Source organism: Streptomyces sp. NPDC048514, from assembly GCF_043199955.1.
Classification (GTDB): Bacteria; Actinomycetota; Actinomycetes; order Streptomycetales; family Streptomycetaceae; genus Streptomyces.
The window spans coordinates 368,064-381,871 of the sequence record NZ_JBICWT010000004.1 but is presented as its reverse complement, the minus strand read 5'-3'; the positions used below and the strand labels follow the sequence as shown (position 1 = coordinate 381,871).

General features: G+C 71.6%; 11 protein-coding genes. 5 read left to right on the top strand and 6 right to left on the bottom strand.

All coding sequences use genetic code 11. The features are described from left to right. Positions 1 to 93: 93 nt before the first annotated feature. From ACGFT2_RS10460 to ACGFT2_RS10450, 3 genes are all read left to right on the top strand, one after another. Positions 94 to 939 carry an LLM class F420-dependent oxidoreductase gene (locus tag ACGFT2_RS10460; protein WP_393275601.1) on the top strand — a complete coding sequence of 282 codons (846 nt, stop codon included), beginning with the start codon at positions 94 to 96 and terminating at the stop codon, positions 937 to 939. A gap of 168 nt (positions 940 to 1,107) precedes the next feature. After that, positions 1,108 to 3,693: a bifunctional FO biosynthesis protein CofGH gene (locus tag ACGFT2_RS10455; protein WP_393275598.1), complete on the top strand. Its 2,586-nt coding sequence runs from the start codon at positions 1,108 to 1,110 to the stop codon at positions 3,691 to 3,693. A gap of 59 nt (positions 3,694 to 3,752) precedes the next feature. After that, a complete protein-coding gene (locus tag ACGFT2_RS10450; RefSeq protein WP_393275595.1) occupies positions 3,753 to 4,316 on the top strand; it encodes a hypothetical protein in 564 nt (187 codons plus the stop codon). Here the strand turns inward: ACGFT2_RS10450 and ACGFT2_RS10445 are convergent. The 3 genes from ACGFT2_RS10445 to ACGFT2_RS10435 form a co-directional block, all read right to left on the bottom strand. Continuing rightward, entirely contained in the window at positions 4,309 to 4,818 is a 510-nt protein-coding gene (locus ACGFT2_RS10445) for a DUF2165 domain-containing protein (protein ID WP_393275592.1), read from the bottom strand. The genes ACGFT2_RS10450 and ACGFT2_RS10445 overlap by 8 nt on opposite strands. A 344-nt stretch (positions 4,819 to 5,162) precedes the next feature. Then, positions 5,163 to 6,347 (bottom strand): flotillin family protein, encoded by a 1,185-nt coding sequence (locus tag ACGFT2_RS10440; RefSeq protein ID WP_393275589.1) that lies wholly within the window; start codon positions 6,345 to 6,347, stop codon positions 5,163 to 5,165. 11 nt (positions 6,348 to 6,358) lie between these two features. After that, positions 6,359 to 6,610: a hypothetical protein gene (locus ACGFT2_RS10435; RefSeq protein WP_393275586.1), complete on the bottom strand. Its 252-nt coding sequence runs from the start codon at positions 6,608 to 6,610 to the stop codon at positions 6,359 to 6,361. Between the two features lie 349 nt (positions 6,611 to 6,959). Between ACGFT2_RS10435 and ACGFT2_RS10430 the strand changes: the two genes are divergently transcribed. Further along, a complete protein-coding gene (locus ACGFT2_RS10430) occupies positions 6,960 to 8,072 on the top strand; it encodes an ADP-ribosylglycohydrolase family protein (RefSeq protein ID WP_393275583.1) in 1,113 nt (370 codons plus the stop codon). Between the two features lie 182 nt (positions 8,073 to 8,254). On the opposite strand, the gene ACGFT2_RS10425 is transcribed toward ACGFT2_RS10430, so the two are convergent. Both ACGFT2_RS10425 and ACGFT2_RS10420 read right to left on the bottom strand, forming a co-directional pair. Continuing rightward, positions 8,255 to 9,823 (bottom strand): sodium:solute symporter family protein, encoded by a 1,569-nt coding sequence (locus ACGFT2_RS10425; protein ID WP_393275580.1) that lies wholly within the window; start codon positions 9,821 to 9,823, stop codon positions 8,255 to 8,257. 111 nt (positions 9,824 to 9,934) lie between these two features. Continuing rightward, entirely contained in the window at positions 9,935 to 10,723 is a 789-nt protein-coding gene (locus tag ACGFT2_RS10420) for an SDR family oxidoreductase (protein ID WP_393275577.1), read from the bottom strand. A 100-nt stretch (positions 10,724 to 10,823) separates the two neighbouring features. On the opposite strand from ACGFT2_RS10420, the gene ACGFT2_RS10415 reads away from it, so the two are divergent. Further along, positions 10,824 to 11,672, top strand: a complete 849-nt coding sequence (locus ACGFT2_RS10415; RefSeq protein WP_393275574.1) for a hypothetical protein — start codon at positions 10,824 to 10,826, stop codon at positions 11,670 to 11,672. A 43-nt stretch (positions 11,673 to 11,715) separates the two neighbouring features. Here ACGFT2_RS10415 and ACGFT2_RS10410 read toward each other — a convergent pair whose 3' ends face one another. Continuing rightward, positions 11,716 to 13,674 (bottom strand): MFS transporter, encoded by a 1,959-nt coding sequence (locus tag ACGFT2_RS10410; protein ID WP_393275572.1) that lies wholly within the window; start codon positions 13,672 to 13,674, stop codon positions 11,716 to 11,718. Between the last annotated feature and the right edge of the window lie 134 nt (positions 13,675 to 13,808).

Sequence of the window (13,808 nt, the reverse complement as noted above, 5' to 3'; positions counted from 1 at the left end):
GCCCGCCGGCGCTCCGCGCTCCCCGCCGCACCGATCACCGACGACCGACCAGTCGGTATGGACAGTCGACGTCATACCCGGTACAGATGACCCATGCGCATCGCCGTCACGATCTTCCTCACCGACGAGACCATCGCCCCCACCCGGCTCGCCCGTGAACTTCAGGCGCGCCGCTTCGCCGGTCTCTACCTGCCCGAGCACACCCACATCCCCGTCGAACGGGCCACCCCGTACCCGGCCGGCGGCGAACTGCCGCGCGAGTACGGCCGCACCCTCGACCCCTTCGTCGCGCTCGGTCAGGCGGCGGCCGTCACCGAGCACCTCGGCCTCGGCACCGGGATCACCCTGGCGGCCCAGCACGACCCGATCGACCTGGCCAAGCAGGTCGCCACGCTCGACCACCTGTCCGGCGGACGCCTCACCCTCGGCCTCGGCTTCGGCTGGAACGTGGAGGAGGCCGCCGACCACGGCGTGACCTGGCGCACCCGGCGGGAGCTGGTGCGGGACCGGGTGCACCTCATGCGGGCGCTGTGGGCCGAGGAACCGGTGGCCTACGAGGGCGAGTTCGGAAGCGTACGGGCCAGCATCGCGTACCCCAAGCCGGTGCAGAAGCCGCGCGGTCCGGTGATCGGCCCCCGCACGCTCGTCGGCGGGGCCGCCGGACCCAAGCTGTTCGCGCACATCGCGGAGTACGCCGACGGCTGGCTGCCGATCGGCGGCCGGGGCCTGACCGAGTCGCTGCCCGTGCTGCGCTCGGCGTGGACGGCCGCGGGCCGTGACCCCGCCGCCCTCCAGGTGGTCCCGTACGCGGTGCTGCCCAGCCCTGGCAAGCTCGCCCACTACGCCGAGCTGGGCATCGAGGAGGTCGTGCTCCAGCTGCCGTCGGCCGGTGAGGCGGAGGTGCTGGGAGTGCTCGACCAATACGCGGCGTTCCTGTAGCCGACGGTTTCGGCGTTCCCGTGGCCGGCGGGCCGCCGGCCCGCCCCCGTGCGGCCCGGCCCGGCGTTCCTGCGCCGACGGCCCCGGACGAACCGTACCGGGGCACACCGAACCCTCGGGTCCCCCCGGCCCCGTTGGACCGGCGCGACCCAAACGTATGCTCGTGAAATGACGACTTCCGCGACCTCCGGAACCGGACCGACCGAGAACTCCATGCGTCGCGCCCTCAAACGGGCCCGGGACGGCGTCGCCCTCGACGTCGCCGAGGCGGCGGTACTGCTCCAGGCCCGCGGCGAGGCGCTCACCGACCTCACCGCGTCCGCCGCCCGGGTGCGGGACGCGGGCCTCGAGCAGGCGGGCCGCCCCGGCGTCATCACCTATTCGAAGAGCGTCTTCATCCCCCTCACCCGGCTGTGCCGGGACAAGTGCCACTACTGCACGTTCGTCACCGTCCCCGGCAAGCTGCGCCGGGCGGGCCACGGGATGTTCATGTCCCCGGACGAGGTGCTCGACATCGCGCGCAGGGGCGCCGCCCTCGGCTGCAAGGAAGCCCTGATCACCCTCGGCGACAAGCCCGAGGACCGCTGGCCGGAGGCGCGCGAGTGGCTGGACGCGCACGGCTACGACGACACCATCGCCTACGTCCGCGCCGTCTCCATCCGCATCCTGGAGGAGACGGGCCTGCTGCCCCACCTCAACCCGGGCGTGATGACCTGGACCGACTTCCAGCGGCTGAAGCCGGTCGCCCCGTCCATGGGCATGATGCTGGAGACGACCGCGACCCGCCTGTGGTCCGAACCCGGCGGCCCGCACCACGGCTCCCCGGACAAGGAACCGGCCGTGCGGCTGCGGGTGCTCGAGGACGCGGGCCGCTCCTCCGTCCCCTTCACCTCCGGTCTGCTGATCGGCATCGGCGAGACGTACGAGGAGCGCGCGGAGTCTCTGTTCGCGCTGCGGAAGGTGGCACGGGCCTACCACGGCATCCAGGAACTGATCATCCAGAACTTCCGTGCCAAGCCGGACACGGCGATGCGCGGCATGCCGGACGCCGAACTGGACGAACTCCTCGCCACGGTGGCCGTCGCCCGGCACATCATGGGCCCCTCGGCCTGCCTGCAGGCCCCGCCGAACCTGGTCGACGCCGAGTACGAGCGGCTGATCGGCGCCGGCATCGACGACTGGGGCGGGGTCTCCCCGCTCACCATCGACCACGTCAACCCCGAACGCCCCTGGCCGCAGATCGAGGAACTGGCCGGGAGGTCCGCGGCAGCCGGCTTCCACCTGCGCGAACGCCTCTGTGTCTACCCGGAGTTCGTCCGGCGCGGCGAGCCCTGGCTGGACCCCCGGCTGCGCCCGCACGTGGACGCGCTGGCCGACCCGGAGACGGGCCTGGCCCGCCCCGGGGCGCTCCCGGCGGGCCTGCCGTGGCAGGAGCCGGAGGAGGCCTTCGTACCGGCCGGCCGCACGGACCTGCACCGCACGATCGACACCGAGGGCCGCACGGGCGACCGCCGAGACGACTTCGACGAGGTGTACGGCGACTGGGAGGCGCTGCGCGAGGCGGCCGCCCCCGGCATGGTGCCGGAGCGCATCGACACCGACGTACGGCAGGCGCTGCGCACGGCGGCCGACGACCCGACGAGACTGACCGACGCCGAGGCGCTGGCCCTCCTCCACGCGGACGGCCCGGCGCTGGACGCCCTGTGCCAGGTGGCCGACGACGTGCGCAGGTCGGCGGTGGGCGACGACGTGACGTACATCGTCACCCGCAACATCAACTTCACCAACGTCTGCTATACCGGCTGCCGGTTCTGCGCCTTCGCCCAGCGCCGCACCGACGCGGACGCCTACACGCTGTCGCTGGAGCAGGTGGCCGACCGCGCCCAGCAGGCCTGGGACGTGGGCGCCGTCGAGGTCTGCATGCAGGGCGGCATCCATCCCGACCTGCCCGGCACGGCGTACTTCGACATCGCCGAGGCGGTCAAGAAACGCGTCCCCGGCATGCACGTCCACGCCTTCTCGCCGATGGAGGTGGTGAACGGCGCGACCCGCACCGGCATGTCCGTCCGCGAGTGGCTGACCGCGGCGAAGGAGGCCGGCCTGGACTCCGTTCCGGGGACGGCGGCGGAGATCCTGGACGACGAGGTCCGCTGGGTGCTGACCAAGGGCAAGCTGCCCGCGGCCACCTGGATCGAGGTGATCAGCACCGCCCACGAGCTGGGCATCCGCTCGTCCTCCACGATGATGTACGGCCATGTCGACCAGCCCCGCCACTGGCTGGGCCACCTGCGCACGCTCGCCGGGATCCAGCGCGAGACGGGCGGCTTCACGGAGTTCGTCACCCTGCCGTTCATCCACACGAACGCCCCGGTGTACCTGGCGGGGATCGCCCGCCCGGGCCCGACGATCCGGGACAACCGCGCGGTCACGGCGATGGCACGGCTGCTGCTGCACCCCTGGATCCCGAACATCCAGACAAGCTGGGTGAAACTGGGCACCGAGGGCGCGGCGGAGATGCTCCGCTCCGGGGCCAACGACCTCGGCGGGACCCTGATGGAGGAGACGATCTCCCGCATGGCGGGCTCCTCCTACGGCTCCTACAAGTCGGTCCGCGACCTGATCGCGGTCGCCGAGGCGGCGGGCCGGCCGGCGAAGCCGCGCACCACGCTCTACGGCGAGGTCCCCGAGGAGCGGCGGCGGGCGGCCGAGGCGTCCGACGGGCACCTGCCGGATCTGCTGCCGGTCCTGGACTGAGTACGATGATCCGACCCCCGATCCGAGCAGGGGCCCCATAGCGGAGGAGATGCGTGCCCGTGGCTGCCCGACTGCCCTCGTGGGCCTGGGTCACCGGTCTGACGGTGGCGGCGACCGCGGCCGTGGTCGCCCTCGGCGTCCAGGCCGAGGGCGGGCCGCATCCCACGGCCGCCGCGGCCAGACCCGGCGCCTCGGCGCCGGCGGGCGCCCACGCCTCCCGGTCGCCGAAGGCACCGGCCGCCCCCGCCCTGCCGGACGAGTCCGGGACGGGCCGCCGGATCGTCTACTCGCTCGGCGAGAAGCGGGTCTGGCTGGTCGACGCGACCGGCAGGGCGGGCCGCACGTTCACGGTGTGGCCGGGCACGGTGGGCCCGCAGCCCGGCCGTTACTCGATCACCCTGCGCACCCAGTCCCTCCGGGGCTCGGACGGCGTCCCGATCGAGCACGTCATGTACTTCACCAAGGCGTCCGGCGTGAACATAGCCTTCTCCAACGCCCTCGACGGATCCTCGCCGCCGCCCGCGAACGGCCAGAAACTGGGCGGCATCCGCCTCCACAAGGGCGACGGGGCCGCGCTGTGGTCCTTCGGCGACAAGGGAACGCCGGTGTCGGTCGTCAGCTAGCGTCCTGCCGTCCGGCGCCCGGCAACTGGTTGACGATCAGCGCGACTCCGCTGATCAGGAAGATCCGGGTGGCGGCGTCCAGCCCGTTCCACGTCTTGGACTGCCACATCGAGAACCATTCACCGCCGATCGCGATGAACCCGGCACCGAAGAGCAGCAACAGCATCAGCAGCCCATAGGTGGAGAAGCGGCGGGCACGGTCGACGTCCTGCCGCGCCCAGAGGTAGGTGCCCCAGACGAGCACCAGCGCGGCCACCGTCTCCCAGACGATGATCAGCACATAGGCGGTGTCCTCCAGGGCGGTGCTGGTGACGGCCCGCCACATCAGGTTGTCGTCCCTGAACGTGGTGTCCATCGCCAGTACGTGCCGGACGAACTGCTGGTTCGTCCCGAAGTCGGTGATGTTCCCGAGGGCGACCAGGGCGATGTAGAGGGCGAGTATGCCCGTGAGCACACCGGCGGCAAGTCTGAGGCCGGTGTGGCGTGTGGGGGTGGTGGTCATGGCTGGATTCTCCCCGACGGACACCGTCTTCTCCCACCGCGCATTGCGTCATATGTGCGGCGGGATCCGGCGGGATCCGGCGGGGTGCGTCCCGGGTGATCTGCGGACGCGGGACCTGGTCGAAGACCGACTTCCGCGCCCAGCACCTCGTCGGCCGCGTCCGCGAACTACGGTTGGCGGAACCGCACTCCGCGCTCCACGGCCGACACCAGGTCCGCTCCTTGGCCGATGCGTGCGCCCAGCGCGGGCTGCCTCAGGCCGGCGGCCTCCCGCCAGAGCGGTGATCTGCCGCCCGACCGCCCTGAGTACGGCCTCGGCCTCCTCGTGCGCAGGCCCGAGAGGGCCTAGTCGAGGTTGACCGAACCGTCGTTCGGCTTCGTCCCCCTGCCCGCCTGCAACTCGGGGCGGCCGTCGGACTTGTTCTCCTGGGCGCGGTGGCCGTCGCCGTCCTGGCCGTTCAGGTTCTGCCGGACCGAGTCGAGGATCGTCAGGCCCTGGGACACCAGTCCGGCGGCGATCTCACCCAGGCCGTCGGCGCCGTTCAGGACGTTGACATTGGCGCCGGCGAGGCCGCCGGCGGCCTCCTTGACGATCTGCGGGAGCTGGTCGATCAGCATCCGGTCGAGCGCGACCCGGTCGTACGAGGCCGCCGCCTCCGCCTGGATCTTCATCCGCTGCGCCTCGGCGGCGGCGAGGATCCTGACCCGCTCGGCCTCGGCCTCGGCGGGCTTCACGACCTCGGCGACCAGTTGCTGCTGGCGCAACTTGGCCTGGCGCTGGGCCAGTTCGGTCTGGGCGGCGAGCACCTCCTGCTGGGCGTGCGCCTGTGCCAGCGGCCCGGCCTGTCCGGCCTGCGCCTGGGCGCGGTCCACCTCGGCCGAGTACTCGGCCTTGACGACGGCGGTCTGCCGGGCGTACTCGGCCTGCTTGCGGGCCGCCGCCTGCTCCGCCTCGACCGAGGCCTGGGTGGCCTGCGCCTGGGCGATCTGCGCCTGCCGCTGGATGGCGGCCTTGTGCGGCGCGGACATCGCGTCGATGTACCCGGTCTCGCCGTCGTCGATCGACTGGATCTGCAGCGAGTCCACGATCAGACCGATCTTGGCCATCTCGGTCTTGGAGGTGTCCAGAACCTCCGCGGCGAGCTTCTGCCGTTCGGTGACGATCTCCTCGACCGTCATCGAGCCGATGATCGCCCGCAGGTGACCGGCGAAGATCCGGCCGGTGAGCACCGACATCTGCTCCTGGTCGGAGAGGAACCGCTGGCCGGCGTTGATGATGCTCTCGTGGTCGTTCCCCACCTTGAAGGCGATGACCGCGCGGACGTGCAGCGAGATGCCCTGGCGGGTCACACAGGTCTCGGTGACCTCGGCCTCGCACATCGACAACGTGAGGAACCGGACCTTCCGGAAGACCGGGAGCACGAACTTGCCGTGGCCCGTCACCACTCGGAACGGCGCGCCCCCCAGTCCCCGCCGGCCCCCCGAGATCAACATCGCCTCGTCGGGAGCGGGAACGCGATATCCGAACATGCTTGTACTCCTCAGCCGGCGCCGGCGGAGTCGCCGCCGAGCGCGTCCAGTGGATCGACCCACTCGATGACGCCGATCTCGCGGCATCCACGTGATTCGATCACGAGCACCGTCGCACCCATCGGCAGGGGCTCCTCCGACCAGGCGAGGAAGGTCTCGGAGCCGCCCCGGACCCGCACGAGAACCTCGCCGGGACCCGCCGCACCGCGCGTTCCGATGAGTACTGTCCCCGTGCGGCCGATCACGGCCTCGTCCTGCGGCATCACCGGCCGTCCTCCTCGTGCTGGTCCAGGATTCAGACGATAGTCCCGGTCGGCGCGGGGGCCAACGGGCCGGAGCGGTCGAACGGCGTACGAGAGCGTCCCGGCGCGGCGTGCCACCGTCCCGCGGGCCGCTGACCCGACCTCACCAGGAGCGTCGCCGGGGGAGCCTTCGCACCGGACGCCGACGAACCGCCCGGCTTCGGCCCCGGCCGGATCCCGGACGGGATCGAAGCGCTCACGGCTGGGCGGGAATGCCCGAGGGGGGCCGTTTTGCCCTGCTGAACGGGCCGTTCCGGGTCGATTACAGTGCTGAACGTCGTACAGGCGGACGGTGCTGTGGGGAGGTCTGGTGGGTGCGACGTCCGGTCCCGTCTGGGGCCGTGCCGAACAGCAGGACTTCCGCAGCAGGGTGCGCGGCACGCTGCTGGGGACGGCCGTGGGCGATGCGCTGGGCGGCCCGGCCGATCCGCTCTCCCTGGAGGAGATCCGGGCGGCCTACGGCCCCGAGGGACTGCTCGACCTGGCCTTCGGGCAAGGCCGGCGGGGTACGGTCACGCACCACACCCAGCTCACCCTGTTCACCGTGGACGGGCTGATACGCGCCCAGGTGCGCCGCGACACCGGTGCCTGGCATCCGCCGACCGATCTGCACCGGGCGTATCTGCGCTGGTCGGCCACCCAGCGGGACTGGGGGCCGGACGAGCGCCGCGAGGACGACGGCTGGCTCGCGCGGGAGGAATGGCTGTACGCCCGCCGGCAGCCGACGCGCGCCCTGCTCATGGGCCTCGGCGACGAGACCATGGGCACCCTTGAGCAGCCCAAGAACCCCGGTGAACTGGGGCCGGAGGCCGTGGCCCGCTCGGCGCCCTTCGGGCTGCTGGTCGGCTGGGAGCCCCAGCTCGTCGCCCAGCTCGCGGTGGAGTGCGCCGCCCAGACCCATGGGCACCCCATCGCCTATCTGTCGGCGGGCGCGTACGCCGTCATCGTGCACGGCCTCGCCCGCGGCGAGAGCCTGGACGGCGCCGTCCAGCGGGCCCTCGCCCTGCTCGCCGCCCGCCCGGGGCACCAGCCGGTCTCCGACGCCCTCCAGCACGCCCTGGGCGCCGTACGACAGGGGATGCCCAGCCCGACCCGGGTGGAGGAGCTGGCCGGGGACGGCACGGCGGACGGACTGCTGGCGGCTTCCGTGTACTGCGCGCTGGTGGGAGAGGACGTACGGCACGGGCTGTGCCTGGCGGTGAACCAGGGCGGCCCCTCGGCCGCGGCGGGCGCCCTCACCGGCGGCCTGCTGGGCGCCCTGCACGGCGAGACCGCGCTCCCGCCGGCCTGGCTGACCGAGCTGGAGGGCCGCCCGACTCTGCTGGAACTCGCCGACGACTTCGCCATGGAGATGACGCAGGGACCCGCGCTGCACGGGCCGGCGGGATCGTCCCCGGGGTGGCTGGCGCGGTATCCGCGCTAGGCGCACGCCCGTCGGAGGGTTGATGCGCTCTTCCTGCCCACGGAGGGGCGACGATCTCCCTTCGGCGGTCACGGTGAATCCCCGGGCGGCTACGTCGGGGGAAGCGGAAAGGGAAGATCGTTCGGACTTCCCACGTCTGACCGCGATCGTCCTTCGCCCCCCCCGGGTCCCCCGCCGGTTCGCTAGTCCTTCACCGGCGTCCCGGTCACCTCGTCGCCGGCCCCCGCCGGCACCGGGACCGCCGCCACCGCGTCCCCGTCCGTGTTGAGCCGCTCGATGACCGCCAGCCGCTCCGGCGTGTCCTCCGGCTTCAGCCGGCCGATCAGGATGTACAGGACCAGGGAGACCGCCAGCGGGATCGAGACCTGGTACTGGAGCGGGACTCCGCCGTCGACCTTCCAGCTGATCGGGTAGTTGACCAGCCAGAAGGCCAGCAGGCCCGCCGCCCAGCTGGTCAGGGCCGCCGTCGGGCCGGAGCGGCGGAACGGGCGGAGCAGGCCCAGCATCATCGGGATCGCGATCGGGCCCATCAGGCCGGCCACCCACTTGATGACGACCGTGATGATGTCCTTGAAGGCGGGGGAGTTGACCTGGGTGGCCACCGCCATCGACAGGCCGAGGAAGACGACCGTGGTCACCCGGGCCGCGATCAGCCCCGAGCGCTCGCCCCAGGCCCGCGCCCGGGCCGACAGCACCGGCGCCACGTCCCGCGTGAACACCGCCGCGATGGCGTTGGCGTCGGAGGAGCACATGGCCATGGTGTGCGAGAAGAAGCCGACGATGACGAGCCCCAGCAGGCCGTGCGGCAGCAGCTGTTCGGTCATCAGGGCGTAGGAGTCGGAGCCGTCCGGCTTCCGCGCGTGGACCAGGAGCGGCGACATCCACATCGGGAAGAACAGGACCACCGGCCAGACCAGCCACAGGATCGCCGAGAGCCGGGCCGAGCGCTCGGCCTGGTGCGCGCTGCCCGTCGCCATGTAGCGCTGGGCCTGGTTGAGCATGCCGCCGTTGTACTCGAAGAGCTTGATGAAGAGGAAGGCGAGCAGGAACACCGTGCCGTACGGGCCGACCAGCGGTTTGCCGTGGCCGTGCAGCGCGGGCTCGTCCCAGGCGCCGAGGAAGCCGATGTCCTTGTCGCTCAGCTTCACCACGACCGCGACGAACATGGAGACGCCGGCCAGCAACTGGATGACGAACTGGCCGAGTTCGGTCAGCGCGTCCGCCCACAGACCGCCGATCGTGCAGTAGACGGCAGTGATGGCGCCGGTGATGAGGATGCCCTGGTTCAGGGACACGCCCGTGAACACCGACAGCAGGGTCGCGATCGCGGCCCACTTGGCGCCCACGTCCACGATCTTCAGCAGCATGCCCGACCAGGCGAGCGCCTGTTGCGTGCGCAGGTCGTAGCGGTTCTTCAGGTACTCCAGCGGGGAGGCCACGTGCAGCCGGGAGCGCAGCCGGTTGACGCGCGGCGCGAACAGCTTGGAGCCGATGGCGATGCCGAGCGCGATGGGGAAGGACCAGGTGACGAAGGAGGTGACGCCGTAGGTGTAGGCGATGCCCGCGTATCCGGTGAACATCACCGCGCTGTAGCCCGACATGTGGTGCGAGATGCCGGACAGCCACCAGGGCATCTTGCCGCCGGCCGTGAAGAAGTCGGAGACGTTGTCCACGCGCTTGTGCGACCAGACACCGATCGCGACCATCACGCCGAAGTAGCCGATGAGCACGGCCCAGTCGAGACTGTTCATGTGCCCGATCGTGGGTCCCGCTACATGAACGCGACAAGCAACAGGAAAGTCAAGTCACGGTAAAATCGTTCTACTTGATGACCTGAGTTCATATGGATGAACAAAAACGGCCTATCTCATCAGCTCCCCGGCGTTCACCAGCAGTTGCTGCCCCGTGATCGCCCGCGCCCGGTCCGAGGCGAGGAACACCACCGCGTCCGCCACGTCTCCGTCGGTGGCCAGTTCCGGCAGCGCCATCCGCTCGGTCAGCCGGCCCAGCACCTCGTCCTCCGGCACCCCCTCCGTCTGTGCCGTGAACCGCACGTACGCCTGCACCGGCGGCCCCCACATCCAGCCCGGCAGCACGGTGTTGACCCGTATCCGGTCCGGCCCCAGCTCCCGTGCGAGCGAGTACATCGCGCTGGTCAGCGCCCCCTTCGAGGCGGCGTACGCGGCCTGCCGCACCTGTGAGGGCGCTGCCACGGCCGACTGCGTCCCGATGAACACCACCGAGCCGCCCCCGCCCGCCCGCAGCGCCGGCAGGCATGCCCGCGTCATCCGCAGCGTCCCCAGCAGGTTCACGTCGACGACCGACCGCCAGGTCGCGAAGTCGGCGTCCTCCACTCCGCCGAAGTACGAGTCCCAGGCCGCCACGTGCACCACCGCGTGGACGGCGCCGAACCGCTCCCGGGCCAGTGCGGCGAGGGCCTCGCACTGCCCCTCGTCGGTGATGTCCGTCGCCTGGTACGCCGTGTGCGTGCCGTCCGGGTCGACGCCGGCCGCGCTCTTGGCGAGGTTCGCCTCGGTGCGCGCGCCGAGCACGGCGTTCCCGCCGTCCCGTACGACGGCCGCGGCGACCTGATGGCCGAGTCCGGCACCGACGCCCGAGACGACGACGGTCTTACCGGTGAGCAGGGACATCGGTGCCTCCCGGGGTATGGCGTTATATCTGACGGAGCGTCAGAGTATGGGCGACCGCGGGAGGACGGAAGAGAATCCGCACGAGCCGGAGGGGAACCGCATGAGCGACGACACCCGCAGCGAGGCGTACGCCGAGCTGGCCGCCGTGGGCCCGTACGGCGTGCGCCCGGGCCACGCCCTGATCACCATGGTCGAGCCGCACCCCGGACACGAGTACGCCTACAACCGCTGGTACGAGGACGACCACTACTACGCCGGCGCGATGGCCATGCCCTGGATGTTCGCGGGCCGCCGCTGGGTGGCCACCCGCGATCTGCAGCTCCTGCGCCGCCCCGAGAAGTCGGCGATCGCCGAGCCGGTCACCGCCGGCTGCTACCTGTCCACGTACTGGATCACCGCCGGCCGCTATGCCGACCACATGAAGTGGACGGTCGCCGTCAACAAGCGCCTCAACCGTGACGCCCGCGTCCACCACGCCCGCACCCACGTCTTCACGGCCTTCCAGGACCACGAGACGACGGTCTACCGGGACGGCGCGGCCGGACCGCGCGACGTCCACGCCCTCGACCACCCCTACGCCGGCCTGGTGCTGGAGGTGATCGACGCCGAGTCTCCCGAGCGGCGGCCCGAGCTGCTGGAGTGGCTGCGCGCCCGGCACCTGCCGCGCCGCCTCGCGGGCTCCCCCGCCGCCATGGTCACCGTGTTCCGGCCGACCCCGCTGCCCGGCGACCGGATGACCTACGTCAAGCAGGTCGAGGGCGTGGACACCCGGCTGACGCTGCTGTGGTTCCTGGAGAGGGACCCGAGGGAGTGCTGGGAGGAGCACTTCACCGGCCTGGAGGCGGACATCGCGGGCCCGGGACTGGGCCGCCTGGAGCTGGTGGCCCCGTTCGTCCCGACGATCCCGGGCACGGACACGTACGTCACCGGACTACGGGGACCGCAATGACCGCCGTCCCCCGCCGGCCGGGACCGGCGGGTGAGCGCGGACCCTACTTCAGCTCGTCCGGGCAGGGAGTGCCACGAGGGAACTGATACGGCGAGGCCAGCCGGTACGTACCGGGCCGCGGAGCCAGCAACGCGGTCCACTTGTCCCCGTTGGCGTCCTCCGGCGTCTCCATCAGACAGCCGTTGGCGTTGTCGTACGACTTCGGCGTCCCCGGTGCCCGGTGCTTGGACCCCTCGGTCTCCTGCGGAGCCTTCAGGCTCTTGCCGTGCTCGTCGACGACGCTCAGCCACGGCGAGTACGGGATCTTGACCAGGACGCGCCCGGCCTTGGCCACGTCGAGGACCATCTCGACCTGGTCGGCACGGACCACCGACGCGTCGGGCTCGGCGAGCGGCGCCGGATCCGTCACCTGGAACAGCTGCCAGTTGGCGTCGCCCCAGATCTGCCTGAGGTACGGCATCCCGCGCCGCAGCAGCTGACGCTCACGCACGCCGCCGTCCCCGTCCGGGTTGTCCTTGGGCAGCACCACGAAGTGCACCGCCCAGCGCTGCAGCCACTCGTGGTAGTTCGCCGAGTTGAGCGTGTCGTCGTAGAAGAGCTGGTTGCGCTCCATGTCGGCCTGGCGGTTCCAGCCACGCGCCAGGTTGACGTACGGGGCGAGCGCGGAGGCCTCCCGGTGCGAGCGTGCCGGCACCACCTCGACGCGGCCCTTCTCGGCGCCGACCTCCTGCAGCTCGTTCACCAGCGGGGCGAGTTCCCGGGCCCAGGAGGCGGCCGGGGTGGTGTGGATGATGTCGTCCACCGACTTGAACCCGATCCAGCCGACGAAGCCGAGGAACGCCAGCACCGTCACGTACCACTTGCGCGACTTCGGCACCGTGTAGGGCAGCGCGGCGATCAGTGCCGCGCCCGCGCACAGCATCGGCAGCCGCGATATGTTCGACCCGATCTGCGAGCTGATCAGCCACACCAGCACGACACCGAGGCTGTAGACGGCGGCCGTCAGCCGGACGGTCACCCATTCCTTCGGCACCAGGAACAGGCACAGCAGGCCGTACAGCAGCGGCAGGATCACCGAGCCGATCGTCATCGGCTGGGTGCCGGAGAACGGGAACAGCCAGGCGGACACGGCGACCACGGCCGACGGCGCGAGGCCCAGCGCCCAGGCGCCCGGCCGCCGCTTCTGCAGGAACAGCGCCGCGGCGATCAGGCCCACGAACAGCCCCGCGACCGGCGACGACATCGTGGCGAGCGCCGCCAGGGGGGCGGCGACCAGGGCCTTCGCCCAGCGTTTGTACCGCCACCGGTACGGCCAGCAGAAGACGGCCGCGGTCGCGCCGAGCGCGAACATGGTGCCGAGCCCGAAGGTGACCCGGCCGGATATCGCGTTGCACAGGAGCGCGAAGACGCCGGCCAGCGAGGCCCACAGCGGGTTCTTCACCGACCGGCTGCGGATGAGCACCAGCGTCAGCAGGCCCGCGGACACCGTCCCGGCGATCATCATCGTCGTACGGACACCGAGGAGCGACATCAGGTACGGCGACACCACGCTGTACGAGACCGGGTGCATGCCGCCGTACCAGGCGAGGTTGTACGCCGAGTCGGGGTGCCGGCCGACGAACTCGGCCCACGCGTCCTGGGCCGCGAGATCGCCGCCACTGTTCGCGAACGTGAAGAACCAGATGATGTGCAGCACGCCCGCGAGCGCCGTGACGGACAGGACGGGGTGCAGCAGGAGCCGCTGCCGCAGGGGCTCGGCGGCGGCGAGAAGACGGGCGAGGGCGCCGGACCCCGGTCCTGCCGGACGGGAGTCCCGGGGGCTGTCCGCACCGGCGTCACCGTGTGCGTCGGTGTCACCGTGCGTACCGCTGTCACCGTCCGCACCGAGATCACCGTGCGTGGCGTCCCTGCCGCCGGTGTCGGTCGCGGACCCGCGTATTCGCGGACCGGATCCCGGGCCCGGATCGGCGTCGTCGGCACGTGTCGGCTCCGCTGTGGCCACCTGAAGGCACTCCCCGTGTCCCGTGTCTTCTGTTCTCGGCCGCGTCCCTCGGTGTTCCCGGCCGCTTCTCGTCCAGTTCGCGGCCGTGTCCCGTGACCGGCGACCTGCCCCGATTCGTGACGCTAGCACGCACC

Bases quoted from the DNA above. Each gene is read 5' to 3' on its own strand.
- ACGFT2_RS10420 (WP_393275577.1), bottom strand. From the start codon at position 10,723: ATGTCCCTGCTCACCGGTAAGACCGTCGTCGTCTCGGGCGTCGGTGCC.
- ACGFT2_RS10460 (WP_393275601.1), top strand. From the start codon at position 94: ATGCGCATCGCCGTCACGATCTTCCTCACCGACGAGACCATCGCCCCC.
- ACGFT2_RS10440 (WP_393275589.1), bottom strand. From the start codon at position 6,347: ATGTTCGGATATCGCGTTCCCGCTCCCGACGAGGCGATGTTGATCTCG.
- ACGFT2_RS10445 (WP_393275592.1), bottom strand. From the start codon at position 4,818: ATGACCACCACCCCCACACGCCACACCGGCCTCAGACTTGCCGCCGGT.
- ACGFT2_RS10425 (WP_393275580.1), bottom strand. From the start codon at position 9,823: ATGAACAGTCTCGACTGGGCCGTGCTCATCGGCTACTTCGGCGTGATG.
- ACGFT2_RS10435 (WP_393275586.1), bottom strand. From the start codon at position 6,610: ATGCCGCAGGACGAGGCCGTGATCGGCCGCACGGGGACAGTACTCATC.
- ACGFT2_RS10415 (WP_393275574.1), top strand. From the start codon at position 10,824: ATGAGCGACGACACCCGCAGCGAGGCGTACGCCGAGCTGGCCGCCGTG.
- ACGFT2_RS10455 (WP_393275598.1), top strand. From the start codon at position 1,108: ATGACGACTTCCGCGACCTCCGGAACCGGACCGACCGAGAACTCCATG.